The sequence below is a fragment of the Pseudomonas sp. Ant30-3 genome (assembly GCF_000690905.1).
Lineage (GTDB): Bacteria > Pseudomonadota > Gammaproteobacteria > Pseudomonadales > Pseudomonadaceae > Aquipseudomonas.
On the sequence record NZ_JMCL01000023.1, the window covers coordinates 1 to 26463 of the forward strand.

20 protein-coding genes are annotated in these 26463 nt (G+C 60.1%); 11 read left to right on the top strand and 9 right to left on the bottom strand.

Translation table 11 applies throughout. The features are described from left to right. Positions 1 to 464 precede the first annotated feature (464 nt). The 7 genes from DU29_RS0105795 (at position 465) to DU29_RS0105825 (ending at position 11891) form a co-directional block, all read left to right on the top strand. Positions 465 to 1250 carry a YfaP family protein gene (locus tag DU29_RS0105795; protein ID WP_028620872.1) on the top strand — a complete coding sequence of 262 codons (786 nt, stop codon included), beginning with the start codon at positions 465 to 467 and terminating at the stop codon, positions 1248 to 1250. A 54-nt stretch (positions 1251 to 1304) separates the two neighbouring features. Continuing rightward, the gene (locus DU29_RS0105800) at positions 1305 to 3026 is read left to right on the top strand and encodes a DUF2138 domain-containing protein (RefSeq protein WP_028620873.1); all 1722 of its coding nucleotides are present in this window, start codon (positions 1305 to 1307) and stop codon (positions 3024 to 3026) included. Continuing rightward, on the top strand, positions 3011 to 3661 hold the full coding sequence (locus tag DU29_RS0105805) for a DUF1175 domain-containing protein (RefSeq protein WP_033050313.1): 651 nt from the start codon (positions 3011 to 3013) through the stop codon (positions 3659 to 3661). The genes DU29_RS0105800 and DU29_RS0105805 overlap by 16 nt, the downstream gene beginning before the upstream one ends. Next, entirely contained in the window at positions 3658 to 8223 is a 4566-nt protein-coding gene (locus tag DU29_RS0105810) for an alpha-2-macroglobulin family protein (RefSeq protein ID WP_033050314.1), read from the top strand. The genes DU29_RS0105805 and DU29_RS0105810 overlap by 4 nt, the downstream gene beginning before the upstream one ends. A gap of 1 nt (position 8224) precedes the next feature. Beyond that, the gene (locus DU29_RS0105815) at positions 8225 to 9844 is read left to right on the top strand and encodes a DUF2300 domain-containing protein (protein ID WP_028620876.1); all 1620 of its coding nucleotides are present in this window, start codon (positions 8225 to 8227) and stop codon (positions 9842 to 9844) included. Positions 9845 to 9847: 3 nt separating this feature from the next. Then, entirely contained in the window at positions 9848 to 10651 is an 804-nt protein-coding gene (locus DU29_RS0105820) for a YfaP family protein (RefSeq protein WP_028620877.1), read from the top strand. Between the two features lie 187 nt (positions 10652 to 10838). Next, on the top strand, positions 10839 to 11891 hold the full coding sequence (locus DU29_RS0105825; protein ID WP_028620878.1) for a PDDEXK nuclease domain-containing protein: 1053 nt from the start codon (positions 10839 to 10841) through the stop codon (positions 11889 to 11891). Positions 11892 to 12274: 383 nt separating this feature from the next. On the opposite strand, the gene DU29_RS0105830 is transcribed toward DU29_RS0105825, so the two are convergent. The 9 genes from DU29_RS0105830 to exaC form a co-directional block, all read right to left on the bottom strand. Then, complete coding sequence (locus DU29_RS0105830) at positions 12275 to 13027, bottom strand: S24 family peptidase (protein WP_028620879.1); 753 nt, start codon at positions 13025 to 13027, stop codon at positions 12275 to 12277. 211 nt (positions 13028 to 13238) lie between these two features. Next, positions 13239 to 13766, bottom strand: a complete 528-nt coding sequence (gene ppa, locus DU29_RS0105835; protein WP_028620880.1) for an inorganic diphosphatase — start codon at positions 13764 to 13766, stop codon at positions 13239 to 13241. Between the two features lie 111 nt (positions 13767 to 13877). Beyond that, positions 13878 to 14690, bottom strand: coding sequence for a zinc-dependent peptidase (locus DU29_RS0105840; protein WP_028620881.1), 813 nt, complete (start codon positions 14688 to 14690; stop codon positions 13878 to 13880). A gap of 6 nt (positions 14691 to 14696) precedes the next feature. Next, complete coding sequence (locus DU29_RS0105845; protein WP_028620882.1) at positions 14697 to 15353, bottom strand: DedA family protein; 657 nt, start codon at positions 15351 to 15353, stop codon at positions 14697 to 14699. 286 nt (positions 15354 to 15639) lie between these two features. Continuing rightward, positions 15640 to 16098: a GNAT family N-acetyltransferase gene (locus DU29_RS0105850; RefSeq protein WP_028620883.1), complete on the bottom strand. Its 459-nt coding sequence runs from the start codon at positions 16096 to 16098 to the stop codon at positions 15640 to 15642. A 119-nt stretch (positions 16099 to 16217) separates the two neighbouring features. Continuing rightward, positions 16218 to 17042: an ethanolamine ammonia-lyase subunit EutC gene (eutC, locus tag DU29_RS0105855; protein ID WP_028620884.1), complete on the bottom strand. Its 825-nt coding sequence runs from the start codon at positions 17040 to 17042 to the stop codon at positions 16218 to 16220. Positions 17043 to 17048: 6 nt separating this feature from the next. Beyond that, positions 17049 to 18443 carry an ethanolamine ammonia-lyase subunit EutB gene (locus DU29_RS0105860; protein WP_028620885.1) on the bottom strand — a complete coding sequence of 465 codons (1395 nt, stop codon included), beginning with the start codon at positions 18441 to 18443 and terminating at the stop codon, positions 17049 to 17051. A gap of 52 nt (positions 18444 to 18495) precedes the next feature. After that, positions 18496 to 19929 carry an ethanolamine permease gene (gene eat, locus DU29_RS0105865; protein ID WP_028620886.1) on the bottom strand — a complete coding sequence of 478 codons (1434 nt, stop codon included), beginning with the start codon at positions 19927 to 19929 and terminating at the stop codon, positions 18496 to 18498. Between the two features lie 208 nt (positions 19930 to 20137). Further along, entirely contained in the window at positions 20138 to 21658 is a 1521-nt protein-coding gene (gene exaC / locus DU29_RS0105870; RefSeq protein WP_028620887.1) for an acetaldehyde dehydrogenase ExaC, read from the bottom strand. A gap of 406 nt (positions 21659 to 22064) precedes the next feature. On the opposite strand from exaC, the gene DU29_RS0105875 reads away from it, so the two are divergent. The 4 genes from DU29_RS0105875 to DU29_RS0105890 all read left to right on the top strand — a co-directional run bounded on the left by DU29_RS0105875 (position 22065) and on the right by DU29_RS0105890 (position 26311). Beyond that, positions 22065 to 23984, top strand: coding sequence for a sigma-54-dependent Fis family transcriptional regulator (locus DU29_RS0105875; RefSeq protein WP_028620888.1), 1920 nt, complete (start codon positions 22065 to 22067; stop codon positions 23982 to 23984). 71 nt (positions 23985 to 24055) lie between these two features. Then, positions 24056 to 25405, top strand: a complete 1350-nt coding sequence (gene mpl, locus DU29_RS0105880) for a UDP-N-acetylmuramate:L-alanyl-gamma-D-glutamyl-meso-diaminopimelate ligase (RefSeq protein ID WP_028620889.1) — start codon at positions 24056 to 24058, stop codon at positions 25403 to 25405. Continuing rightward, entirely contained in the window at positions 25402 to 26034 is a 633-nt protein-coding gene (gene ubiX / locus DU29_RS0105885; RefSeq protein ID WP_028620890.1) for a flavin prenyltransferase UbiX, read from the top strand. The genes mpl and ubiX overlap by 4 nt, the downstream gene beginning before the upstream one ends. After that, positions 26027 to 26311: a YceK/YidQ family lipoprotein gene (locus DU29_RS0105890; protein WP_028620891.1), complete on the top strand. Its 285-nt coding sequence runs from the start codon at positions 26027 to 26029 to the stop codon at positions 26309 to 26311. Before ubiX ends, DU29_RS0105890 begins: the two co-directional genes overlap by 8 nt. The last annotated feature ends 152 nt before the right edge of the window (positions 26312 to 26463 follow it).

Consider the following 26463-nt stretch of genomic DNA (forward strand, 5'->3'; position numbering starts at 1 on the left):
TGGCGAGGGGGCTTGCCCCCGTTCGGCTGCGAAGCAGTCGTCAATCCGGACACATCGGTCTCTTTGTGCGGACGCTGGGGGCCGCTTCGCGCCCCAACGGGGGCAAGCCCCCTCGCCACAGTTGTGTGCCGCAGCAGGTTACTGTGTCGAGTCATGGGCCAGCGCCAGATCCATTCATGTGCCATGAGTTCGGCAGCTCCGGGGGTGCATGAGCCGAATAGTAGTCGTATTCGGTTCATCTCTTGAGCCGAATAACCGCGCTATTCGGCTCACCTACGGAAAATGTCCGTGAATCCGACCGCAAAACCGGCGCTGTCCGATTGTTAAAACCTGGCCAACTGGCTACTCTTCGCGACTTCAAAGACCCGATAACCATGGGTCGCTCTGACGAAACACAATCTCAGGATTTGTAACGCGCCGAGGATCTGGCGCAAGGTTTCGTTGTGCATGGCAGGAGGCGTCACATGCGTTTATTTTTGTTGCTGAGTGGGCTGGCGTGTGCAACCGCAGCGGCCGCGCCGACGGCCGAGTTGTCCGAGCCAATCGGCGGCTGGCGGTACAACGGCCTGCTCGATCGCAGCGCAAATCCTCAGGTCGCCTATCCCACGCCGCCCATTGACCGGGGCGTGCAGCGCAATCGCACCATGATCCAAGGCCAGCTCAAGGCCGTCGGCACCCAGCGCGGGCCGCACACACTGGCCGTCAACGGCAATCCGCTGAACCTTTATACCGACGACCAGGGCCGTTTCGCCCGACCGTATGCGTTCGGCGCCGGCTCCAACAGCGTCGAGGTGCGCAGCTCGCAAGGTCAGTCGCTCAAGCGCGTCCAGTTCTATGAAGCCAACAACCTGCGCACCCCGGCGCGGATTCGCGTGGTGCTGGGTTGGGACGATCCGAAAGCCGAACTTGACCTGCACATCATCACCCCCGACGGCCAGCACGCGTTCTGGGCACGCCCAGCGATGAGCAACGGCGGCGGTCTCGACCCGGATGGCGTCGACGGCCCGGGCCCGGAAATGTTCACCATGACCGCGCCCATGCGCGGTACCTATCTGGTTTACGTGAACTACTGGGGCAACTTCGGCAGCGGCGGCTATAACTTCGAGGAGACCAGCAACCAGAACGAGGTGATCACCTCGCAGATCAATCTGGTGCTGAACGAAAACACCGTCGACGAAAAACGCGAGACCTTCATCGTGCCCTTGCGCGCGATCGGTGATCTGCTGCTGGTCAAGACTTTCAACTATTAAGCATCCCGCACCTCCACGGATGAACTGCCGAGCTTTGGAAACATGAGCGTAAACATGAGCGATAACACAGTTCTACCGGCCGTACCGCCGGCCGCCCCCGCACCAGCCGTCAAACCTTCACTGCGCTGGCCGTTGCTGATCGGGCTGTGCCTGGTGGCGGGTGTCGCGGCCGGGCTGGGCTGGTTCATGCTCAAACCCAAGGCGCCGATTGCCGAGCTGGCCAGCGACAAACTGGGCATGAGCCGCCCGGACGGTTTGCTTGAAACGCACTCCCTGAGCCAGCTACCCAAGGATTTGCTGGCGGTGCCGTTTCTCAAGGAAACCCTCACCGAAGATTTCGTTTTCTATTACGAAACCCACGCCGATCGCCTCGGCTTGATCGGCAGTCTGCGGCGGATTATTTACGAGCATGACCTGAAACTGCAGGACAGCCTGATCGAGCAGCTGTTCGATCAGCCGGCAGACGTGGCGCTGTGGCGCGGCGCGGATGGCCGGCTCAAGGATTTCCTGCTGGTGATGGATCGCGGCGGGCTGGCCAAGGTGCTGGAGCCACTGGCGAAAGTGGCGCTGGATGACACGCAGCTGAGCAAAATCGGCGAACTGAAAGTCGGCGCCGATGACGTGGCGCTTTATCAACTCAGCTACAACGCCAGCAAAGCACTGCTGTTCGCCTCCCATGGCGACAAACTGGTGGTGCTGTCCAACCCAGGCAAACTCTATGATTCGGATAACAGTTCGTCCCAGGAGCCGGGCAGCGTCTCGATGAAAGCCTTCGCCGCATTGCTCAACGGCGAAAAATTGTTCCCCGAGGCCTTTGGCCTGCAAGCCCGTTTGCCGGAAGTGAAGCAACGCCTTTCAGTCAATGCCAGCGTCCTGGCCATGGGTTACCAGCGCTTCATACCGAATTTCGCCGGCCTGCGCTTCGACATGGACGACAAGGGCTGGCACAGCTTTCTCGCCATGGATGAGCTGGAGAACCAGGCGGATTTCGATTTCAAACCGGTCTGGCAAGCCATGCCGATGGGCGCGAGTGCTTGCGTGACTTTGCCGCTGGCCGCCGAACAACAAAAACCGTTGCTGATAAAACTGGGTGCCGAGGATGCCGTCGCCCAGGCCCTCACCGACAACATGGCCGGCGCGGCAGGTCTGTGCTGGTATGCCGATTCGCGGCTGTACACGCCGCTGCTGGTGGCCAGTCTGAAAGACGATGACAGCGCCAGGCTCGACGGCGACCTGGGCACTCTGTTCGGCTCAATGGTCGGTGCCTTCGAGCCCAATGTCGAAGAGCACGCCTTCCCGGTGATCGAAAAACAGCAAGGCCAGAGTCACCTGTGGCAGCGGCAGGTCAGCTCCAGTATTGGCCCGTACAAAGCCAAGGAGGCGCAAAATCCGGACGCGATTTCCGGCAAGGCGTTCATGAACGTCAGCCTGGCGCGTCACGGTTCGACGCTGCTGTTTTCCCTCGACGACAAACTGGTCGACAAGGCCCTCGGCACGCTCGACAAACGCTTCCCGCCGATGGCCGACGTGGTGCCCAAAGACCTGCTGATGCCCGTTTACTTCGGTCCGGATTCGATGGCGCAACTGATGCAGCAGGAAACCCTCGACAGCCTGCCCCAGGACATGGAGCCGGTCTTCTATAACGCCGCGCAAACCTACCTGATCCCTAAACTGCGCACGCTCGGCGGCTACGGCAAATATGCGCTCACATTGCCTGAAGGCAGCGAGCCCGACGGCCACTGGCAATGGCTGCCGCTGGAATGGAAAGCGCTGTGAGCGCACTCATCCGCAGCCTCGGTTTGCTGGCGATTTTGCTGAGCAGTCGCGCGTTCGCCTTGGAGGCGGCGTTGCTGGATCCGCAGCAATCCCAGGTGTTTCGCGCCTGGTTCGTGCGCATCGCCCAAGAACAACTGACCCAGGGCCCGAGCCCGCGCTGGTATCAGCAGGACTGCGCCGGCCTGGTGCGTTTTGCCGCCAACGAAGCGCTGAAAGTGCATGACGACAAATGGCTGCGCAGCAATGGCCTGTCCAACCGCTACCTGCCACCCGAGCTGCAATTGAGCGATGCGCAACGCGGTCTCGCTCAGCAGTGGCAGCAGGGCGGCGGTAAGGTCGGGCCCTACGTCAACGCGATCAAACTGATCCAGTTCAACAGCCATCTGGTCGGCCGCGATGTGGCCCAGGCGCGGCCCGGCGACCTGATGTTTTTCGATCAGGGCGACGACCAGCACCTGATGATCTGGATGGGTCGCTTCATTGCCTATCACACCGGCACAACGACACCCACAGACAACGGCATGCGTTCCGCGAGCCTGCAGCAACTCATGACATGGAAGGACACCCGATGGATACCCGACGCAGCCAACCCCAACTTCATCGGCGTCTATCGACTGAATTTCCTCTCCCAATGATCGGTGCCCGCATGTTGCGTTTCCTGCTTTTGACGTTGGTCGTGTGGCTGCCCTTTTCGGCGGCCGATGCTGACGACGCCGTGGCGCCAAGCGGCTACACGCCGGTGGCCGGCGAAAGTTTTTTCCTGCTGGCCGACAGCAGTTTCGCCAGCGACGAACAGGCAATGGTGCGCCTCGAAGCACCGGGTCGCGACTATCGCCGGTTCCGCATGGAGCCCTATGGCGGCGCCGACATTCGTGTGTACCGCATCGACAAGCCGCTGGATTTTCTCAAGCGTCAGAAAAACCTGCATCGCGTGGTCAGCGACGGCCAGTTCAAGGGCGAAGGGCTGTCGAACACGCTCGCGTATCTGTGGGACAACTGGTACCGAAAATCCCGTCGTGTGATGCAGCGGGCGTTTTCCTATGAGTCGCGCAAGCAAGTCACCGAGGAAGTGCCGGAGCTGAAGATGGGCACCGCGATGGCCGCGCCAACGCCTTATGACGCGCAGCCGCAATTCGCCTTGATTCCAGGCCTGCCGGTGGTCAGTCAGTTTCGTTATCCGCTGTGGCAGGCCAAGCCGATTCAGCCACCGCTCGGCGTAAACCTCGCCGGGTCTTCCAGCGAGTTCGTCAGCGTCGCGCCGGGCAACGTGTACATCCCGTTGGGCAAGCTGAAACCGGGCCTGTACCTGGTCGAAGCGTTGATCGGCAAGTACCGCGCGACCACCATGGTGTTCGTCTCCAACACCGTGGCGGTGAGCAAGATTGCTGGCGATGAATTGCTGGTATGGGCCGCGCGCAAACATGAAGGCAGCCCCGTTGCGAAGGTCAATGTGCTGTGGACCGACGGCCTCGGCGTGATGAGCAGCGGCGCCACCGATGCCGAGGGTTTGCTGCGCCTGAAACACGTCAGCCCCGAACGTTCATTCGTCATCGGCGAGGACGAAGAGGGCGGCGTGTTTGTCTCGGAAAACTTCTACTACGACAGCGAGATCTACGACACCAAACTCTATGCCTTCACCGACCGACCGCTGTATCGGCCGGGGGATTGGGTGTCGCTGAAAATCGTTGGTCGCGAGTTCAAGAATGCCCGGGACTCGGTGCTGCCCACCGCCGCCGATGTCAACGTCACGGTGCTCGACGCCACCGGCACCGCGCTGCAATCGCTGGCGCTGAAACTCGATTCCAAGGCCGGCACTCAAGGCCGTTTCCAGCTACCGGACAATGCGGTGGCGGGGGGTTATGAATTGCGTTTCAGCTACAAGGATCAGGCCTACAGCAGTGCGTTCCGCGTCGCTGAATACATCAAGCCGCACTTCGAAATTTCCTTGAACCTGGCCAAGCAGGATTACCGCACCGGCGAAGCGGTCAAGGGCAATCTGGTGCTGCTGTACCCCGACGGCAAACCGGTGGCCGGTGCCAAACTGACGCTGAGCCTGCGTGCCCAGCAATTGTCGATGGTCGACAACGAGCTGCAATACCTCGGGCAATTTCCGGTGGAACTGACCAGCACCGAGCTGACCACCGACGCCAAGGGCAACGCGACCCTCGATCTGCCGGCCGCGGATAAACCGAGCCGCTACATGCTCACTGTTTTTGCCAGCGATGGCGCGGCATATCGGGTCAAGACCACCAAGGAAATCCTGATTGATCGCGGCGCGGCGAGTTTCAGCGTGCGCGCACCGCAGCGCTTCAGCGCAGTGGGCGACAATGTTGCGTTCAGCTATGTGAACGAAGGTGCCAGCGAGTCGGGCAAAGCGGTTACGCCGAGCCTCTACAGCTGGGTGCGTCTGGAAGATCAGTCGACCGGCGATGGCAAACTCGCCGCCAGTGACAAAAATTTCAACGTGGCCTTCGAGCGCCCGGGCACTTACAACTTGACGCTGAAGGACGAGCACGGCCGGGTGCTGGGCGCCACCGGGCATTCGGTCACCGGCGACGGCGTCAAAGCCGTGCCGGGCACCGTGGAAATCGTGTTCGACAAAGCGGAGTACAAGACGGGTGATGAAGCGCTGGCGCTGATCACCTTTCCGGAACCGGTGAGCGATGCCTTGCTCTCGCTGGAACGCGACAAGGTCGAGGCCACGGCGCTGCTGTCCAAAGGCGCCGACTGGCTGAAGATGGAAAAACTCAGCGAGACCCAGTACCGCGCGCGCATCCCTGTGAAGGAAAACTTTGCGCCGAACCTGACGTTCTCCGTGCTGTACACCAAGGGCGGTCAGTACAGCTTCCAGAACGCCGGGATCAAAGTAATCGCGCCGCAAATCGACGTCGCCATTGCCACCGATAAAGAGGCGTATCAGCCAGGTGACACAGTGACGGTGGACCTCACCACGCAGTTCGCCGGCAAGCCTGTGCCGGCGCACCTGACGGTCAGTGTGGTCGACGAAATGGTCTACGCGTTGCAGCCGGAAGTCGCGCCGACCATCGACCAGTTCTTCTATCACCCGCGCCGCAACAACGTGCGCACCAGCGCCAGTCTTTCGTTCATCAGCTACGACGTGGCGTTGCCGGGCAGCCCTGGCGCACCGGGCAAGGCCAACCGCAGCGAACGCGGCGTGAAAGTGCTGGAACGGCCACGTCGCGAAGACGTCGACACCGCCGCATGGCAGCCGGAGCTGCTCACCGATGCGAACGGCAAAACCCGCTTCAGCTTCAAGATGCCGGACTCGTTGACCCGCTGGCGCATCACCGCCCGCGCCATCGCCGATGACGGTCAGGTCGGGCAGAAGAAACAGTTCGTGCGCTCGGAAAAACCGCTGTACCTGAAGTGGAGCGGCCCGAGCAAATTCCGCAGCGGCGACAAACCGGACCTCGGTGTATTCGCGTTCAGCCAGTCGGAAAAAACCGTCAAGGCTGAGCTGGTGATGCATTACGCCGGCACCGAGCAACGAGTGCCAGTGACGTTGAACAGTGGCATCAACTACATCGCACTGCCCGCGTTTGAACTGAGTAATGGCGAGTGGTCCGCTGAGCTGGTGCAGGACGGCAAAATCGCTGATGCCTTGGCCGTGCGGCTGACGGCGACTGGCGAAGGTTGGCAAGTGACGCAGACCCAGAGCTTCGACGTCGCCAGCGGTGATACGCCGCTGACGTTGCCGGCAGACGCCAGCGCCATTCGCCTGCGCCTGGATGACAGTCCGCAAGCACTGTTCCGCTCGGCGCTGGATGATCTGCTGGGTTATCCGTATGGCGGTGTCGAACAGACGGCCAGTCGTTTGCTGCCGCTGAGCATCGCCTATCCAGCCCTGTCGTCGAACCCGCAGATCCGCGATCGCTTGCGCCTGATCATGCAGAACAGCCGCCTGCGTCTGGTGCAAATGGCCGGGCCGTCAGCGAGCTTCACTTGGTGGGGCATGGACGGCGAGCCGAACGCGTTCCTCACCGCGCACGCTTATTACGCCGACTGGCACGCGAGCAAAGCGCTGCAACTGAGCCTGCCGCCCGAGCATTGGCAGCGGGTGCTGGAGGTGTATTCGAAACAGGCCAACAACACGCCGTTGTTGCAGCGCGCGCTGATTCTGTCGTTTGCCAGACAGATGCAGTTGCCGGTGAATACCTTGCTCAGCGGTTTGATGGAAGACCTAGCGAAGGCGGGTGCGGGTCATGCCGCAAACCTGATGGAGGACGGTGCAGAAAGTCTGGTGATGAGCGATCCGGATTCGGCGCTCGGGCTGGCCGCTGCACGCGTGCTGACCGCCTCTCTGGCCAAGCAGGCGCAGGTCGCTTTTCCCGACGTGTTCAATCGGCAGTTGGCTGATGCGCAACAGCGCCTGGCGGTCAGTTCGCAACCGTTCGCTGAAGCTTTGAACCTGTCGCTGCAACCGTTCGATCAGGCTCGCGCCAAAGCTTTGTTGCAGCGCCTGTTGCCGCAGCAATCGACGCTGGAACGCGCACTGGCACTGACCTGGCTGCAACGCAGTATCGAGCAGGCTTCGCCGACCATCGCATTGGAGCCGGGCGAGGGCTGGAAGAAACAACACGGGGACACCGGCGAGATGTACTGGACGTGGCAGGGGCCTGCGCCCGTGCCGAGCGTGTTGTCTCTGGCCGGCACCCAGGAGCGTCCGCTGCGGGCCGCGTTGAGTTACCAGACCCGACAGGCTCCGGTGGATCCGATGCCGGTGACGATCACCCGTCGTCTCTCGCGTCTGGTGCCGGGTGATGAGGCGTTTACCTTCAAGCTGGAAGCGGTCAGTAGCGACCCGTTGTCCAGCGACAGTCTGTATCTGGATGAAGTGATCATCACCAGCAAAGCCGCCAGTCCACTGCGCTACGGCATGCTCGAAGTGCCACTGCCACCCGGTGCAGACGTCGAGCGCACGACGTGGGGCATCAAGCTCATGGGCAAGGCCGGCACTGAACCAACGGCGCTTGAGAAGGCACGTTTCGAACCGGGCCAAATGGCCTATGCGATCCCGGTGGATGCGTTGAGTGGCGAACTGCGCGTGCGTCATCTCGTGCGCTTTTCGCAGAAAGGCCAGTTCAACCTGCCGCCGGTGCGTTTCACTCAGGTCTATGCGCCGCAACATCAAGCCCAGGAGCAACAACCGGCGCTGGGTCAGGTGACGGTCCACTGACATGACGCGGGCATGGCTGGTTTTCGTGTTGTGCTTTCTTCCTGCGCTGGCGACTGCGCAGGACGAGCCGCTGCGACTGGGCTTCAAGGGCGAGCTGCTGTCGTTGAATCGCACGCAGGTGATTGCACGCGAACCGCTGCGTTCTGATTTGCAGGCGCCATTGGGCAGTCTGTGGAAGTTGTTTCTTTACGCCTGGCTGGTGGACACCGGCGCGCATGAGCCGGCTTATGAATGTCGTGGTCAGTCCAAGGAAGAAGTCTATTGCTGCACCGCCGGCGGCAACATCGAGCGTGATCAGGCGTTGGTGAAGTCATGTGGTTTGTATTTTGAACCGGCTCGCTTGGGGGTTTCCGATGTCGCCTGGCGCCAGTATTGGCAGGCGCGGCAGGCACCGGAATGGTTGCTTGATCTAGCGTTGTTGCAACCTGCGACACGTGTTTCGGTGGCCGAACTGCTCAAGGTGATGGCGGCGATGCCCGCGCAGGATCAGGCCCGGCGGGTGTTGCTCGACGTGGTGCTGAGCGCGGCAGAGGGCGACGTCGTCGGCGAACTGGGCGGCCGGTTGCGAGTAAAAACCTGGAGCTGGCTGGGCGATCAGGATCCGTCGTCGCGACAAGGTGGTTTTGCCGGATGGCTGGCGGACGGCACGCCGATCTGGGCCGGTGGGCGCGGGACCAGTCAAATTGTGTTGCGCAATCATGCTGAGGCGCTGGCGTCAGCGTTGCCGGTTGGGCTTCCTGCAGAAACGGGGCAATGCGTTGAGGTGGAGCTGTTTTCACGCTACCCGATTGCCCGCGTTCTGGCGGGTGATCGAGTTGTGACTTCCGGGCCGTTGCAGGGCGACTTTCGCGTTGAATTCGCCAATGGCAATCAGCTGGATATTCACAGTGACGGTGAGCTGTATCGGGTCGGTGAAAAACTGCTGGCGCGGCTGGATCGTGAGGAATACGTCGCCCGCGTCCTGCAGCGTGAAGCGAAATCCGAGCCCGTTGAAGCCGCCAAAGCACTGACCATCGCGATCAGAACTTACCTGCTGCAAAACGCCACGCGCCATGGCGAATGCCTGAGCATCGACGACAGCAGCAGTCGTCAACGGGTCGCCCCACGCCCGGCCTCTGCCGAGTCACGCAACATCACCGCATGGACCAGCGACCTCGTCCTGGCCGGCACCAGCGTCACGTATCACTCCGATCAATCGGGCCCGGACAAACTTTCCTGGCAGCACGCCGTCGATCAAGCCAAGGCCGGTCAGCGTTACGACGCCATCCTGCTGCACGCCTATCCGCGCGCGAGCCTCAGCCGCTGGGACAACCCCGTGGCCTCCTGCGAAGCATTACCCGCCGCACAAGACTGGCTGCAAAAACAGCGGCGTGGCTGGCGGCCTCGGCTTGAAAGCGAAATCGGCTACAACGAAGTCAGCACATTCGCCGTCTGCCGCCTCGCCTTCGGCCGCCCCTATGTCGACCGCGAGCGCCAGCGCATTTACGTGCGCGGCGTGTTGTCGCTGCAGGATCGGCTCGACCTGACTCACGAATACCTGCACCTGGCCTTCGAAGCACACCCCAACGGCCAGGATGAAACCTACATCGAAGGGCTCGCCCGCCACCTCTTGCTGGAATAGACCATGAACCGCCGTTATCCACAGGTCGTGCTGTTTCTCTGTTTCGCCTGGGCAGTGCCGACGACTTTCGCCGCCTCTGTAAAGCTCGACACACCTGTCGGCGGCTGGCGTACCGGTAGCGCTGAAAATGAATACTTCAGGCAGCCCGTCAATTATCCCGCGTCCTCGGTCAATACGCCGGTGGGGCAGGCCAACACTGCACGCATCGCTGGTCAGATTCAAAGGGCCCCCAAGACAAACGAGCCGGGTCGCCTGATCGTCAACGGCGTCAGCATGCCGCTGAAGATCGATCCTGCCGGGCGCTTTGATCGGCCGTTCTCGTTTCCCAATGGCAGCAACAGCGTCGAGGTCCGCAGCGCCGACGGCCAACAGCGCCGCCGCACGCAATTTCTCAACACCAGCGGCGGCGCAACACCGGCCAAGTTGCGCGTGCTGCTCGCCTGGGACAGTGATGGCACCGACCTGGACTTGCACCTGATCACACCCGATGGCGCGCACATCTGGTACGGCGATCGCGCCGTGGCCAACGGCGCGGCGCTGGATGTGGACGTGACCACAGGCTACGGCCCGGAAATCTTTGCCATGCCCGCACCGATCAAAGGGCAGTATCTGGTGTACGTGAACTACTTCGGCGGCGGCTATCGCGGTGATGGGGAAGGGCAGGAGGATGCGGTGCAGCCGTTGACCACGGCGCAGGTGACAGTGATCACGGAGGAGGGGACGCCGAACGAGAAGATGGAGACGTTTCTGGTGCCGATGCGGGCGGTGGGGGAGTTGACGTTGGTTAAGGGGTTTAGCTATCCGTAAGGGGCAGGCGTCGCAACATTTTGTGGGTAATTGAAAACGGAATATCGCTGCTCTGACAAACCTGAGCGAGGCGCCCTCTATACCATCGGTGCCACGACAGCGTTGCCACGAGAGAGTTGGTCCGATGTGCTTCGCCGTGACGACAAACGCGGCCAAGGCTGCAACCTGAACCCACGAGAGAAAAAATATGAGCGACGCACCCATCAAGCTGACAATTCCACCCGAGGGGTACGGCGACTGGCTGACCGAGCTCAAAGGTCGCATTCACAACGCCCAGCAGCGCGCAACGTTGGCGGTGAACCGTGAGTTGGTGTTGCTCTACTGGCAGATCGGTCACGATATCTTGACCCGACAGGCACAGCAGGGCTGGGGCGCCAAAGTCATCGAGCGATTGGCGCAGGACCTGCGAGCAGCCTTTCCCGCCATGAAAGGTTTTTCGCCACGCAACCTCAAATATATGCGCGCCTTCGCCGAGGCCTGGCCGGACTCTGAATTTGTGCAAGAGGTGCTTGCACAATTGCCCTGGTATCACCAATTAGCCTTGCTGGATAAGTTGCCCGGCCCCGGAACCCGCCGCTGGTATGCGGCCCAGGCCATTGAGCACAACTGGTCGCGCAATATCCTGGTAATGCACATCGAGTCAGCGCTGCTGGAGCGCAGCGGCAAGGCAATCAGTAATTTTGAAAACCACCTGCCTGCAGCGCACTCCGACCTGGCGCGCGAGTCACTGAAAGATCCTTACCGCTTCGACTTCCTCGGCCTGACCGTCGATGCGCAGGAGCGCGAGATAGAAAACGCGCTGGTCAAGCATGTCACTGAGTTCTTGCTGGAACTGGGCGCAGGCTTTGCTTTTGTCGGCAAGCAAGTGCTGCTGGATGTCGGCGGTGACGAGTTCTTCATCGACTTATTGTTCTATCACCTCAAGTTGCGATGCTATGTCGTCATCGAGCTAAAGGCCGGCAAATTCAAGCCAGAGCATCTCGGGCAATTGAGTTTTTACCTGACCGCTGTCGATGCCCAACTCAAACATCCATCAGATGGCCCGACTATCGGTCTGCTGCTGTGCAAGAGCAAAAACAAGATAGTGGCCGAATACGCTTTGCGGGATAACGCCCAGCCCATCGGCGTGGCTGAATACCAGTTGGTGGAGTCATTGCCGGCAGAGTTTCAAACGAGTCTGCCGAGCATTGAACAGATCGAGCGGGAGTTGGCGGGGGCGGCAGAGGATGGTGAGTCGTAAGGGACGGTTGAGCCAGGATCCAAATGGCAGGCATTAAAAAGCCGGCTTGTGGCCGGCTTCTCGGGGACTGGCTTGGTTTATTTTTGGTAAACCGCGTCAGCCTTCAAAACGTACACCCGGATCTTGCGTCCGGCTGTGGGACTTGGCGAGACAGTCGTCTGCCTTGTCGGTGCGATCGAGCCACGGGGCGGGGCGATGCGCAAATGTGCGGCGCAGCATACTGATTTTTTTGCGCAATGCCCAGTGTGGAGTGCGGGGTAGAGCGTTCGGCCGCGCTGGGCGAAATGTTTGTGCTGAATGTGCCTGCGTCATCGCGGGCAAGCCCGGCTCCCACAGGTTCTGTATTGACCTGGAGAATCGGGTTGCCACGAATCGTAGGGGGGTTAGAGAAACGGCACCAACGGCCTGCGTTTATTAAGGGTCGACCACCAGAATACCCATCCCAGCACCCTGATATTTTGCTCTTCGATGTGCACGGGCCTGAAGATTTCATCCGGGTATTCGGCACTGTTATGACTGCGCATGCGCAACGAGTTGCCGGGAATACGGTGCAGGTATTTGATGCGCAGCATGCCGTCGTGCTCGATGGCGTAGATTTCTCCGTCGACGATTTGCGTCAGCCCGCGATCGATGGCGATGAGGGAACCGTCTTCGATTTTTTCGGCCATGCTGTTACCGATCATGCGGGCGCAGATCGCGTCGGTGTACTTGATTTCCAGTGAGTCGAGGTCGCTTCGGGGCAGGCGGATGGATTGGTCGGGATCCCTGATGACATGGGTTTTGTCGGAGCCTGGGCCCACGCTGGATTCCTTGAAAAACGGCAGTTCGACGTCGGTTGGCTCGACGACTTTATAGATGCCCCGCATGGCCTGAGCGTCGGAGGCGTTACCGGCATGGTCGACCACGCGCAGTTCCTTCGCAGCCTTTGGGCCTTCGCCGGTTTTGAGCCAGTCGCTGCTGACGGAGAGTCGTCTGGCGACTTCCTCCATGAAATAGTCCGGTACTCCGCGGGAATACCAGTTATGCACGTTTTGAGGTTTTTCGATCTGCAGGAATTCGGCAAATCGCGTCGTGGTGATATTCGCCTCTTGGAGGAGCATTCTGAATCGCACACCGCAGGTTTTGTTCTTTTTCATGAGCAAGAGTCTACGTGCGGCACGCGGGGCTTTGAATAAACGACTCGTTCAATTTCAGGGTCGAATTTACGACCGGATGTAAGACGCCCTTGTCGGAAAATAAACAGGGCCAACGAAGGCCGCAGAGCATTCAACGGCCGGTTTGTGCGGGAATAGCGCCCACAAAAAACCCCGGATCAACCGGGGTTTTCTTTGCATCCGAAGTGCAGGATCAGCCTTTGTAGGCAGCAACCGACTTCATGATTTCGGTGCGTGCCGCTTCTGCGTCGCCCCAACCTTCGATCTTCACCCATTTGCCTTTTTCGAGATCCTTGTAGTTCTCGAAGAAGTGCTTGATCTGTTCCAGCAGCAGTGGGGGCAGATCAGTGTATTCCTTCACGTCGACGTACAGCTGGGACAGTTTGTCGTGTGGCACTGCGATGACTTTGGCATCGCCGCCGCCATCGTCGGTCATGTGCAGAATGCCGACCGGACGGGCGCGGATGACCGAGCCTGGAGCAACCGGGTATGGGGTCACAACCAGCACGTCGAGGGGGTCGCCGTCGTCAGCCAGGGTGTTGGGAATGAAACCGTAGTTGGCCGGGTAGAACATCGGGGTGGCCATGAAACGGTCAACGAACAGGCAATCGCTGTCTTTGTCGATTTCGTATTTGATCGGCGCGTGGTTGGCCGGGATCTCGATCGCGACGTAGATGTCGTTCGGCAGGTCTTTGCCAGCCGGAATCTTGCTGTAGCTCATTGGGCGGTGCCCCCGTAAGTTGACCAAAAACACTTGGCCGGATTGACCAAAAAGTGGCGGCGATTATAGGCATATTCCGCCTTCGACGCCATGTACCAGAAGTCGTAGAGACTAGTCACGTGCCTGATAGACCGGGTCTTCGGCCAGAAGTTGCCGCAACCGGGCCAGCGGGTCCTGGCGATAAAACAGCTTTAGTTGCTCGTAGACCTGTGGGTAGTTCTCCTGCAGCACATCCGGCGCGCTGAAGAAGTACTCACTGGTGACCGCGAAGAATTCGGCCGGGCTCTCTGCCGCGTAGGGGTCGATGGCCGTTTCTGCGTCAGGGTCGCGCTCGAGTTGTCGATCAAGATCATCATAGGCCTCCTGCATCGCCGTCGCCCAGTCGCGCACGCGCATGTCCGTGTGCAGCGGCGGTAAACCGTTGGCGTCGCCATTGAGCATGTCGAGTTTGTGCGCGAGTTCGTGAATGACCAGGTTGTAGCCTTCCCACCCGCCACTGGCCATCACACCGGGCCAGGCGAGAATGATCGGGCCTTGCTGCCAGGCTTCGCCGCTGTGCTCACCGTCCCATTCGTGTTCCACGCCGCTGGCATCGCGATGACGCTGCGGACTGACGAAATCGTCGGGGTACAGCACAACCTCGTGAAAACCCTGATACCAGTCCAGATCGCCAAGGTGCAGCAAGGGCAACTGCGCCTGTGCCGCGAGCAACAGGCGCTGCTCCTGATGGAGTTCGACGCCGGGCAGGGCGGTGAGGTGTTTGTCTTCGAGAAACAGCACGCAGGCTTCGCGCAGCCATTGGTCTTCGGCGGCAGTGAGGCCATCGAGAAAGCTCAGGTGGTGGCGCACCCGCTGCCACATATTATCGGCAATCGGGTGCCGGGCGAGTCGGCGCTGGCGACGCCAGGCGCTAAACGACCACATGCTGATTCAGCGCGACTCGACTTTGGAGTTTGAACCGCTGAAGCGGCTGCGAAACAGGCCGATGATCATCGGCACCAGCGACAGCAGGATGATTGCGACCACCAGCAGCGACAGGTTTTTCTTGATGAACGGGACGTTGCCGAAGAAGTAACCGAGGGTTACCAGGCCACCGACCCAGAGAATCGTGCCGAGCACGCTGAAACCGAAAAAGCGCGGATACGGCATTCTGGCAACACCGGCGACGAATGGCGCAAAGGTCCGGATAATCGGCAGGAAACGCGCCAGAGTCACGGTTTTACCACCGTGCTTGTCGTAGAAGTCATGGGTTTTCTGCAGGTAATCGCGGCGGAAGATTTTCGAATTCGGGTTGCTGAAGAGTTTTTCACCCGCTGTTCGGCCGATCACGTAATTGGTGCTGTCGCCAAGAATCGCCGCCAGCATCAGCAGGCCGCCCAGCAGCACCGGGTCCATGCCGCCACCGGCCGCGACAGCGCCGGCAATAAAGAGCAGGGAATCGCCCGGCAGGAAAGGCATTACTACCAGACCGGTCTCGCAGAAAATCACCAGAAACAGAATGGCGTAGATCCATGGCCCGTAGTTGTTGACCAGCAAATCGAGGTAAACATCGAGATGCAGAATAAGGTCGAGCGGGTTGAAATCCATGGCGGGCACCTGTGGTAAGCGGCCCGACTCGGCAGGCCTGTGCGGATGACTTCGCGTAAGGCCTACAGACGGGTGTAGTTTTTCTTACAAGCCGAAAGGACGGCATTATACGGTTTGAGTGATGAAAAGCGCGTTGAGTTTGTAGCGGGGGGTGTCGCGCAGGACCGGCGGTCAACGCGCGCTCTGCTGCAAGGAGCAAGCTTGTTCGTGATGGGGGTGGTCATTCAACCCTGCGTCGGATGGAAGACCGCTTTCGCGAGCAAGCTTTGCTCCTACAACGTGAGGTTCAGAGCTCGTCACTGATCGGCAACACGTAGTTCTTGAACTCGATGTCTTCCTTGAAACCAATCGATTCGTAGGTTTTCTGCGCCACCTCATTATTGCTGCTGGTGGATACACGCATGCGCACGGCGTGAGTGTCCTTGGCCATTTTCTTCGCGGTGCGGATCAGGTTGTCGGCCACCAACTGGCGGCGCGCATCTTCAGCGACGTAGATGTCGTTGAGGATCCACACGCGCTTGAGCGACAGCGACGAAAAGCTTGGGTACAGCTGACAGAAGCCCATCAATTTGTTGTCGGCATCGGCCAGAGCCAGATAGATCACTGATTCCTTGCGACGCAGACGTTTTTCCAGAAACGCGCGGGACGAGTCGGGATACGGCAAGGCGCCATAAAACTCGCGATACTTGACGAATAACGGGGTCAGCAGGTCCAGGTGTTCCAGAGTCGCTTGAATAATCCGCATCGATAGGTCTCGTCTTCAAGTGGCTGTCATCACGTGCTTCGACGGCGGACGGTTCTCACTCGGGCAGCCGTGCGTCGATCCTGCCTGAATCGACCGCCGAAACGCAATGCGGAAACGCTTCAGGCATCCGGCGCGCTGAGTAGGAAATTACCCTTCATGTCCGCACCATCGTCCGACGTCAGCGTCTGAACCTGCGCTTCGTCCTTCAGATTGACCCCGGACAATTGCCGTCGACAGGCTTCTCGCATCAGATACAGCAGGCGATGCGCCGCCATGCCGTAGCTCAAGCCTTCGAGCCGGACATTGGAGATGCAGTTGCGATAGGCATCGGTCAGGCCGACTTTTGGGCCGTAAGTGAAGTACAACCCCAGGCTGTCCGGCGAACTCAGCCCCGGACGCTCGCCGATCAGGATCACCACCATTTTTGCGCCCAGCAGTTCGCCGATCTGGTCGGCCACCGCAACCCGGCCTTGCTCGACCAGAATGACCGGCGCTACAGACCAGCCGTCCGCCGCCATCTGTTCGTCAAGGCGCGTGAGAAAGGGCAGGGTGTGACGATGAACGGCAAGCGCGGACAAACCATCGGCCACCACGATGACCAAATCAATACCGCCGGGATTGCCTGCGGCGTAATCGTGCAGGGTTTTCGAAGATTCTTCACTGAGCTTGCGGCCCAGGTCAGGCCGTTGAAGATAGCTGTCACGGCTGGTCGCGGCACTTTGCAGCAGCAGCGTTTCACGTCCGCGCTCCGCCAGTTGTGCGCTGAGCGCGGCGTGGTCGAACGGCAAGTGCACGGCGTCGCGGGCCTGGGCGTGGGCGTACTGGAAGTCCAGTTGCGCGCTGGTCGGCATGCTGGTGCCAGTGCGACCCAACGCGATGCGCGCCGAAGTCAGGCGACGCAATTCAAGCAGTGGATTTTGCGCATCAACAGGTGGTTTATCCATTTCGACTCATCCCAATTGCGCCAACGCGTGGCGGAACGCCGGGGGCAGGCTGTCGCCAAACCGGACCCGGCCGTCTGCCTGCGTGAAAATGCCCATGGTCGAAAGCCATTGCTCGAATTCCGGTGCGGGTTTCAGCCCCAGCGTCTGCCGGGCGTAAAGCGCGTCATGGAACGACGTGGTCTGGTAATTGAGCATGATGTCGTCGGAACCCGGGATGCCCATGATGAAGTTGATCCCGGCCACGCCCAGCAGCGTCAACAGCGTATCCATATCGTCCTGATCGGCTTCGGCGTGATTGGTGTAGCAGATGTCGCAGCCCATCGGCACGCCGAGAAGCTTGCCGCAGAAATGGTCTTCGAGACCGGCGCGAATGATCTGTTTGCCGTTGTAGAGGTATTCCGGGCCGATAAATCCTACGACGGTGTTCACCAGAAACGGCTTGAAATGCCGCGCGACGGCGTAGGCGCGGGTTTCGCAAGTTTGTTGATCAACGCCATGGTGAGCATTGGCCGACAGGGCGCTGCCCTGGCCGGTTTCGAAATACATCAGGTTTTGCCCGAGGGTGCCGCGATTCAGGCTGAGCCCGGCGTCGTAGCCTTCCTGCAGCACGTTCAGATTGATGCCGAAACTGGCGTTGGCCGCTTCGGTGCCGGCGATCGACTGGAATACCAGGTCCAGCGGCACGCCGCGATTGATCGCCTCGATGGACGTGGTGACGTGGGTCAGCACGCAGGCCTGGGTGGGAATATCGTAGCGCTGGATGATCGCGTCGAGCATTTCCAGCATCGCGCAGATCGAGGACGTGCTGTCGGTGGCCGGGTTGATGCCGATCATCGCGTCACCGTTGCCATACAACAGGCCGTCGAGAATGCTCGCGGCAATGCCGGCCGGTTCATCCGTCGGGTGATTGGGCTGCAGGCGCGTGGACAAGCGGCCGCGCAGCCCCATCGTGCCGCGGAATTTCGTCACGACGCGGATTTTCTGCGCGACCAGCACCAGGTCCTGCACGCGCATGATTTTCGAAACAGCGGCGACCATTTCCGGCGTCAGCCCGGGCGCGAGGGCGCGCAGGCTCTGTTCGTCGGCGGCATCGCTGAGCAGCCAGTCGCGAAAACCGCCGATGGTGAGGTGGCTGACAGCGGCGAAAGCCTGTTTGTCATGCGTGTCGATAATCAGTCGGGTGACTTCATCGGCCTCATAAGGGATCAGCATTTCCTGCAGGAAATGGGTCAGTGGAATGTCAGCCAGCGCCATCTGCGCTGCGACGCGCTCGCCATCGTTGAGGGCGGCAATGCCCGCGAGGAAATCTCCGGAACGAGCCGGGCTGGCCTTGGCCATGACATCCTTGAGGCTGTCGAAGCGATGGGTCTGGTTGCCGACCGTGTGCGCAAAACTGGCCATACAAAATTCTCCGTGACGGCGCAGCGCGGGGCTGCGCCGTGTTATCCGGCGGTTAGTGCAAAGCTTCTTCGGCTTGCTGAATGGCCGCGAATTCCTCTTCAGGCGTGCCTGCTACCAAGTGATGCCGGCTATAGAAGGCAAAGTAAGCAATTAGCACTCCATAGATGATGGCTGCGCCGATGACGACCCGTGGATCCACGAGGAACCCCGCAATCACCGCAATGCAGGCCAAGACCAACGCAACGCCTGAGGTGAAGATTCCGCCCGGCGTGCGGTACGGCCGATCCATTTTGGGGCGACGAATGCGCAGAGTAATGTGCGCGGCCATCATCATGACGTAGGAAATGGTCGCACCGAACACGGCCACCAGAATGAGCAAATCACCCTGACCGGTCAGCGACAGGCCAAAACCGATGATTCCGGGAATGATCAGCGCCAGCACCGGGGCCTTATTCTTGTTGGTCTCAGACAGTTTGCGCGGCAGATAGCCGGCGCGGGACAGTGCGAAAATCTGCCGCGAATAGGCGTAGATGATCGAGAAGAAGCTGGCAATCAGCCCGGCCAGCCCGACCAGATTGACGAAGTGGCCCATCCAGGTAGATCCGCCATACGCCTTGCTCAAGGCTTCGACCAATGGGTTGCCCGACGTCAGCAACGCATTCGCGCCCGCACCGCCGGGGCCGATCACCAGAATCAGCAAGGCAAAAGTCACCAGCACCAGCATGGCGCCGATCAGTCCTCGTGGCAGATCGCGTTTCGGATTTTTGGTTTCTTCGGCGGCCAGCGGCACGCCTTCTACAGCGAGGAAAAACCAGATCGCGAAGGGGATCGCGGCCCACACGCCGACGTAGCCGAACGGCAGGAAACTGCTGGCACCCCTGGCTTCGGTCACCGGAATGTCGAGCAGGTTGGCGACGCTGAAGTGCGGCACCATCGCCACCAGAAACACGGCCAGGGCCAGCGCCGCCACAGCGGTGATGACGAACATCAGCTTGAGCGCTTCGCCGACTCCGAAAATATGGATGCCGATGAAAATGATGTAGAAGGCCAGGTAAATCATCCAGCCCCCGATGCCGAACAGCGACTCGCAGTACGCGCCGATAAATACGGCGATGGCGGCGGGGGCGATGGCGTATTCGATGAGGATGGCAGTGCCGGTGAGAAATCCGCCCCAAGGGCCGAATGCGCTACGGGCAAAACCGTAGCCACCGCCGGCGGTAGGGATCATGGAGGACAATTCCGCCAGGGAAAAACACATGCACAAATACATGGTGGCCATCAGCAACGTGGCGAGAAACATGCCACCCCAGCCGCCTTGCGCCAGGCCGAAGTTCCAGCCCGCGTAATCGCCGGAGATGACGTAAGCCACGCCGAGGCCGACCAGCAGGACCCAGCCTGCTGCACCTTTTTTCAGTTCGCGTTGCTGGAAATATTCTGTGCCGACTTTTTCGAAGTCGACCGAGGATCCGGTGGGTTCGCTAGGCATGAGAAGTACCGTCCGTTGTTATTGTTTTTTAACTCGGCATTTTTATGCCGAGTGCAATTCGCAAGTACTTGTGAGAATCACTGTAGGAGCTGGCTTGCCAGCGATGAGGCCCGCACAGCAAGTCTCTTGGTGGAAGGGCACACCGCTATCGCTGGCAAGCCAGCTCCTACAGTTGATTGCATTTCAACTGCAGGAGCGGTTGGGAAGGTTAGAAAAAGCCCAACGGATTGATGTCGTAGCTCACCAGCAGGTTTTTGGTCTGCTGATAATGATCGAGCATCATTTTGTGGGTTTCACGCCCGACGCCGGACTTCTTGTAACCGCCAAACGCGGCATGCGCCGGATACAGGTGATAGCAGTTGGTCCACACACGACCCGCCTTGATCGCGCGGCCCATGCGATAGGCGCGGTTGATGTCGCGGGTCCAGAGGCCGGCGCCGAGGCCGAACTCAGTGTCGTTGGCAATGGCCAGCGCTTCGGCTTCGTCCTTGAACGTGGTGATGCTTACCACCGGGCCAAAGATTTCCTCCTGGAATACACGCATCTTGTTGGTGCCCTTGAGCAACGTCGGCTGAATGTAATAGCCGCTCGACAGGCTGCCTTCGAGTTTTTCCACCTTGCCGCCGGTCAGCAATTCGGCGCCTTCACCCTTGGCAATCTCCAGGTACGAAAGGATTTTGTCGAATTGTTGCTCGGAGGCCTGGGCGCCGACCATGGTGTCGGTGTCCAGCGGATCGCCACGTTTGATCTGCATGACTTTTTTCATGACCACTTTCATGAATTCGTCGTAGATCGATTCCTGAACCAGCGCACGCGACGGGCAGGTGCACACTTCGCCCTGGTTGAAGAACGCCAGCACCAGGCCTTCAGCGGCTTTCTCGATGAACGTCGGCTCGGCTTGCATGATGTCTTCGAAGAAGATATTCGGCGACTTGCCACCCAGCTCCACGGTGGACGGAATGATGTTTTCGGCCGCGCATTTCATGATGTGCGAGCCAACCGGGGTCGAGCCGGTAAAGGCTATCTTGGCGATGCGTTTGCTGGTGGCCAGCGCTTCGCCGGCTTCCTTGCCGAAACCCTGGACGATGTTCAGCACGCCCGGCGGCAGCAGGTCGCCAATCAGTTCGACCAGCACGGTGATGCCCAACGGCGTCTGTTCGGCCGGTTTGAGCACCACGCAGTTACCGGCAGCCAACGCAGGGGCGAGTTTCCACGCGGCCATCAGGATCGGGAAGTTCCACGGAATGATCTGCCCGACCACGCCGAGCGGTTCATGAATGTGATAAGCCACAGTGTTGCCATCGATTTCGGCAGCGCTGCCTTCCTGGGCGCGGATGCAACCGGCGAAGTAGCGGAAGTGGTCAGCGGCCAGCGGGATGTCGGCATTGAGGGTTTCGCGTACGGCTTTGCCGTTGTCCCAGGATTCGGTGATCGCCAGCAGTTCCAGGTTTTCTTCAATGCGATCGGCGATTTTCAGCAGCGCCAGCGAACGTGCCTGGGCGGACGTGGCGCCCCAGGCATCAGCGGCGGCGTGGGCGGCGTCCAGCGCCTTGTCGATGTCTTCGGCGGTGGAGCGCGGGAATTCAGCGATCGGTTGGCCGTTTACGGGTGAGGTGGTGGTGAAGTACTGACCTTTAACAGGCGCGACGAACTCGCCGCCGATGTAGTTACCGTATTTGCTCTTGAACGAAACGATAGCGCCTTCAGTACCGGGGTGAGCGTAACGCATGATGTTTTCTCCTGGCTTTTGTAGTTATGGAAGAGAGGCGCATGTGCGCTTGCTATAAGCGTAGAGCAAAGGTTGGGCCACTGCCTTGCGGGTCAGGGGAATCAAGGCTTTAGGTGATTTTTGTCAGACGGGCGGAGGCTGTCTGTTGCGAATCTGGTACGACGTGGGTGACAGTTTGTACCGGTCCTGACACAGGCGAGGGCGGGGTAGTCCTGCCAGCATTGCAATGCAGACCTGCCTGGAGGATGCTCGGGCTTGCACTTTTGACGGCCGCCACTTCGCTTATGTAGCAGCTGTCGAGTGAAACGAGGCTGCGATCTTTTGAGATAACTATGAAAAGATCGCAGCCTCGTTTCACTCGACAGCTGCTACAGGGCCGTGGACCTCTCGGGGAGAACAATAAGAAATGCACGACAACCATTTGAGTCGCCATGCCCGGCAAGTGTTGACCGTCACCCAAGGGAAATCCCACCTGCACGGTCCCGGCAGCGATCCGTCGATTGCCCGATCCTGGTTGCGGTGTCTGCAGGACTATCACCTCGACCCGGCCCAGACGATGGCGCCGACGGTGCTCGAACATGGCCGCGTGCTCGAAAGCCGCGAACGCTTGCAGCAGGTTCTGCAAATCGCCGGCTGCGAAATGAGCAGCCTTCATCAGCAGCTCTCCGGCGCTGGCCATGCGGTCCTGCTAACCGATGCCCGTGGGGTGATCCTCAACTGCGTGACTGCACCAGCCGAACGCAAGATATTCGAGCGCGCCGGCCTGTGGCTCGGCGCCGACTGGAGTGAAGCGTGCGAAGGCACCAACGGCATCGGCACCTGTCTGGTGGAACGGCAGTCGCTGACCATTCATCAAGACGAACATTTCCGCGGCCGCCACACCGGCCTGACTTGTTCGGCAAGCCCGGTGTTCGATCCTCATGGCGAACTGTTGGCAGTGCTGGATGTGTCATCGGCACGCCACGAGGTCTCCCGCCAAAGTCAGTTTCATACGATGGCGCTGGTCAATCTGTCGGCGAAGATGATCGAGAGCTGCTATTTCCTGCGCTACTTCGACAATCAATGGTTGCTGCGTTTTCATCTGCAGGCGGAATCCGTCGGGTTGTTCAGCGAAGGGCTGTTGGCGTTTGACGGGGAAGGGCGCATCAGCGCGGTCAATCAAAGCGCGCTGAACCTGCTTGGGCACATTCGCGGCGGGCTGCTTGGCAAGCCCGTAGAAGCGTTTTTCGATTGTTCGCTGGATGATTTGCTGGGGCGTGCAAGTGTCGATGCCAGCGCCAGTTGGCCATTGCGCACGCGTGACGGGCGGGGCTTGTTCGCAGTGTTGCGTGGGCAGTCGCGCAGTATTCCCCAGCGGATGGCGCTTGCGTCAGTGATCGCGCAACCTGTGCGCCTGTCAGGCATTTGCCTGGGTGACGCCGGGTTGCAGGAAGATTTCCGCAAGTCTGTGCGCGTGTTCGAGCGCGATGTGCCGCTGTTGATCAATGGCGAAACCGGTTCCGGCAAGGAAGCCTTCGCCAAGGCTGTGCATCAGGCCAGTCAACGCTCTGCCAAATCATTCGTTGCACTTAATTGTGCAGCTATTCCGGAAAGCTTGATCGAGAGCGAACTGTTCGGCTATCGCGGTGGCAGTTTCACCGGTGCGCGCAAGGAAGGCATGCGCGGCAAGTTGCAGCAAGCCGATGGGGGCACGTTGTTTCTGGATGAAATCGGCGACATGCCGCTGGCGATGCAGACCCGGCTATTAAGGGTTCTGGAAGATCGCCAAGTGGTACCCATCGGGGGCGAACCGGAATCGGTCAATGTGCGGATCATCAGCGCGACCCACCGAGACTTGTTGGGGCGGGTGCAGGACGGCAGTTTCCGCGAAGACCTTTATTATCGGCTGAACGGCCTGGAAGTCGCGTTGCCGGCATTGCGTGACCGTAGCGACAAATCACAGTTGCTGGATTTTTTGCTGGCCGAGGAAACGCCAGGTGAAACCTTGCTGATTGACGCCCAAGCGCGCCAGGCCTTGCTCGGGTTTGCCTGGCCAGGCAACGTGCGGCAGTTGCGCAATGTGCTGCGCACGTTGGCGGCGCTGTGTGATGGCGGGCGAATAGGGTTGGAAGATTTACCGGCGATCATTCTGCAGGCCCGGCCCGCGCCGGTCGTTGCGGTCGAAGAGCCGTCGGATCATCCGCTGGACGATGCCGAGCGATCGACACTGCTCAATACGCTGGAGCACACGCGGTGGCACATGACGCATGCGGCAGAGCAGTTGGGCATCAGTCGCAATACGCTTTATAGAAAGCTGCGTAAACATGGCATCGCTCGGTCAGCGTGACAGATCAAAGCGAAAGGGTGCGAATTTCCCCTCCCTAGGCTAACCTGCGGCCATGTTTTACGAGGTCGACTATGCACATTCATATTCTTGGTATTTGCGGCACTTTCATGGGTTCGATGGCGGTTCTGGCCAAAGAGCTGGGCCATCGTGTGACGGGCTCCGATGCCAACGTCTATCCGCCGATGAGCACTCAACTCGAAGCCCAGGGCATTGAACTGACCCAAGGTTACGATCCGGCGCAACTTGATCCGGCGCCCGACCTGGTGGTCATCGGCAATGCCATGTCTCGCGGCAATCCGGCGGTGGAATATGTGCTGAACAAAGGCCTGCCATACGTCTCCGGGCCGCAGTGGCTGGCGGACCATGTGCTGCAGAATCGCTGGGTGCTCGCCGTCGCGGGTACTCACGGCAAAACCACCACCAGCAGCATGCTCGCCTGGGTGCTGGAGCATGCGGGCATGAGCCCGGGTTTCCTGATCGGTGGTGTGCCGCAGAACTTTTCCGTGTCTGCCCGATTGGGTGATACACCGTTTTTCGTGATTGAAGCGGACGAATACGACAGCGCCTTTTTCGACAAACGCTCGAAATTCGTTCACTACCGTCCGCGCACGGCGATCCTGAATAACCTTGAGTTCGACCACGCCGACATCTTTCCGGATTTGCCCGCCATCGAGCGGCAATTCCACCATCTGGTGCGAACCATTCCAAGCGAAGGCCTGGTCATTCATCCGACCACCGAACCGGCCTTGTTGCGCGTCATCGAGATGGGCTGCTGGACCCCGGTGCAAACCACCGGCGCCGGTGGCCAGTGGCAGGTCAAATTGCTCAGCGAAGACGGTTCCAGGTTCGAAGTCATGTTCGAAGGCGTCGCCCAAGGCATTGTCGAGTGGGACATGACTGGCCAGCACAACGTCGCCAACGCCTTGGCTACTTTGGCTGCAGCGCGTCACGTCGGTGTGGTGCCGTCCATGGGCATCGCAGCGTTGAGCGCGTTCAAAAGCGTCAAACGACGCATGGAAAAAGTCGCAGAAGTGCGCGGCATCACCATCTATGACGATTTCGCTCACCACCCGACTGCCATTGCCACCACGCTCGACGGTCTGCGCAAGCGCATCGGCGACGCCCCACTGATCGCCATCATTGAGCCGCGCTCCAACTCGATGAAGCTCGGCGCGCATCGGGATGGTTTGCCGGAAAGTGTGAACGATGCCGATCAGGTGATCTGGTACGCACCGGCCAACCTTGGCTGGGATCTGGCCGGGATTGCCGCGTTGTGCACTGTGCCGTCGATCGTCAGTGATTCGCTGGAAGGCATCATTGAGCGGGTCAAGAGTCAGGCGCAGCCCGGCACGCACGTGGTGATCATGAGTAACGGCGGCTTCGGCGGCCTGCACGGCAAACTCGCCGAGGCGCTGCAATGAACAACGGCCCGGAACGCATCACGCTGGCGATGACCGGGGCCTCGGGCGCGCAGTATGGTTTGCGGCTGCTTGACTGCCTGGTGCGCGAAGATCGTGAGGTGCATTTCCTGATTTCCAAGGCGGCGCAACTGGTGATGGCCACCGAGACTGACGTGACGTTGCCGCCAAAGACCCAGATGATGCAGGCCTTCCTTACCGAGTACACCGGCGCCGCTGCCGGGCAGATTCGTGTGTATGGCAAGGAAGACTGGATGTCGCCGGTGGCCTCGGGCTCCGGTGCGCCGGCGGCGATGGTGGTGGTGCCGTGTTCCACCGGGACCTTGTCGGCCATCGCTACGGGTGCCTGCAACAACCTGATTGAGCGGGCCGCCGACGTGACCTTGAAGGAGCGTCGCCAGTTGATTCTGGTGCCGCGCGAGGCGCCGTATTCGAGCATTCATCTGGAGCACATGCTCAAGTTGTCGAACATGGGCGTGACCATTTTGCCGGCTTCGCCGGGCTTCTATCATCAGCCGCAAACCATCGATGACCTGATCGATTTTATCGTTGCGCGGATTCTCAATCTGCTGAACATCCCGCAGGACATGCTGCCACGTTGGGGCGAACATCATCTGACCAGCGATGAATAAACTGCTGGTCGTTCTGCTCGCGTTGCAATTGGCGGGATGCGCCACGGCGCGCACGCTGGATGCAGCCAAGCCCGGGGCGCCAGTGGTGTATGCCGGGACACGGCTGAATTTGTATGCGCTGAACGGCGGTTGCTGTGCGATGGACCGGTTTGGCGCAGAGGCACCGAGTTACCCAGGCGTCGATCTGCCGGCGAGTGCGCTGCTGGATACGCTGCTGTTGCCGTTGTCGGTATTGACGGTTTTGGGTGTAGGGTTCCAGGCGACCGGGGGATTGTAAGGCATCGCGATTCTGTGGCGAGGGGGCTTGCCCCCGTCGGTCTCGGAACAGAGGCAGAGACTGAACTCGTAGGGGGCCGCTGCGCGACCCAACGGGGGCAAGCCCCCTCGCCACGGATTAGAGCTTATGTGCCACAGGCCGCGCGCTTGCCA

What these genes read in the sequence shown, in the direction of transcription:
- DU29_RS0105795 (WP_028620872.1), top strand. Translation starts at nt 465, where the DNA reads ATGCGTTTATTTTTGTTGCTGAGTGGGCTGGCGTGTGCAACCGCAGCG.
- DU29_RS0105800 (WP_028620873.1), top strand. Translation starts at nt 1,305, where the DNA reads ATGAGCGATAACACAGTTCTACCGGCCGTACCGCCGGCCGCCCCCGCA.
- DU29_RS0105805 (WP_033050313.1), top strand. Translation starts at nt 3,011, where the DNA reads ATGGAAAGCGCTGTGAGCGCACTCATCCGCAGCCTCGGTTTGCTGGCG.
- DU29_RS0105810 (WP_033050314.1), top strand. Translation starts at nt 3,658, where the DNA reads ATGATCGGTGCCCGCATGTTGCGTTTCCTGCTTTTGACGTTGGTCGTG.
- DU29_RS0105815 (WP_028620876.1), top strand. Translation starts at nt 8,225, where the DNA reads ATGACGCGGGCATGGCTGGTTTTCGTGTTGTGCTTTCTTCCTGCGCTG.
- DU29_RS0105820 (WP_028620877.1), top strand. Translation starts at nt 9,848, where the DNA reads ATGAACCGCCGTTATCCACAGGTCGTGCTGTTTCTCTGTTTCGCCTGG.
- DU29_RS0105825 (WP_028620878.1), top strand. Translation starts at nt 10,839, where the DNA reads ATGAGCGACGCACCCATCAAGCTGACAATTCCACCCGAGGGGTACGGC.
- DU29_RS0105830 (WP_028620879.1), bottom strand. Translation starts at nt 13,027, where the DNA reads ATGAAAAAGAACAAAACCTGCGGTGTGCGATTCAGAATGCTCCTCCAA.
- ppa (WP_028620880.1), bottom strand. Translation starts at nt 13,766, where the DNA reads ATGAGCTACAGCAAGATTCCGGCTGGCAAAGACCTGCCGAACGACATC.
- DU29_RS0105840 (WP_028620881.1), bottom strand. Translation starts at nt 14,690, where the DNA reads ATGTGGTCGTTTAGCGCCTGGCGTCGCCAGCGCCGACTCGCCCGGCAC.
- DU29_RS0105845 (WP_028620882.1), bottom strand. Translation starts at nt 15,353, where the DNA reads ATGGATTTCAACCCGCTCGACCTTATTCTGCATCTCGATGTTTACCTC.
- DU29_RS0105850 (WP_028620883.1), bottom strand. Translation starts at nt 16,098, where the DNA reads ATGCGGATTATTCAAGCGACTCTGGAACACCTGGACCTGCTGACCCCG.
- eutC (WP_028620884.1), bottom strand. Translation starts at nt 17,042, where the DNA reads ATGGATAAACCACCTGTTGATGCGCAAAATCCACTGCTTGAATTGCGT.
- DU29_RS0105860 (WP_028620885.1), bottom strand. Translation starts at nt 18,443, where the DNA reads ATGGCCAGTTTTGCGCACACGGTCGGCAACCAGACCCATCGCTTCGAC.
- eat (WP_028620886.1), bottom strand. Translation starts at nt 19,929, where the DNA reads ATGCCTAGCGAACCCACCGGATCCTCGGTCGACTTCGAAAAAGTCGGC.
- exaC (WP_028620887.1), bottom strand. Translation starts at nt 21,658, where the DNA reads ATGCGTTACGCTCACCCCGGTACTGAAGGCGCTATCGTTTCGTTCAAG.
- DU29_RS0105875 (WP_028620888.1), top strand. Translation starts at nt 22,065, where the DNA reads ATGCACGACAACCATTTGAGTCGCCATGCCCGGCAAGTGTTGACCGTC.
- mpl (WP_028620889.1), top strand. Translation starts at nt 24,056, where the DNA reads ATGCACATTCATATTCTTGGTATTTGCGGCACTTTCATGGGTTCGATG.
- ubiX (WP_028620890.1), top strand. Translation starts at nt 25,402, where the DNA reads ATGAACAACGGCCCGGAACGCATCACGCTGGCGATGACCGGGGCCTCG.
- DU29_RS0105890 (WP_028620891.1), top strand. Translation starts at nt 26,027, where the DNA reads ATGAATAAACTGCTGGTCGTTCTGCTCGCGTTGCAATTGGCGGGATGC.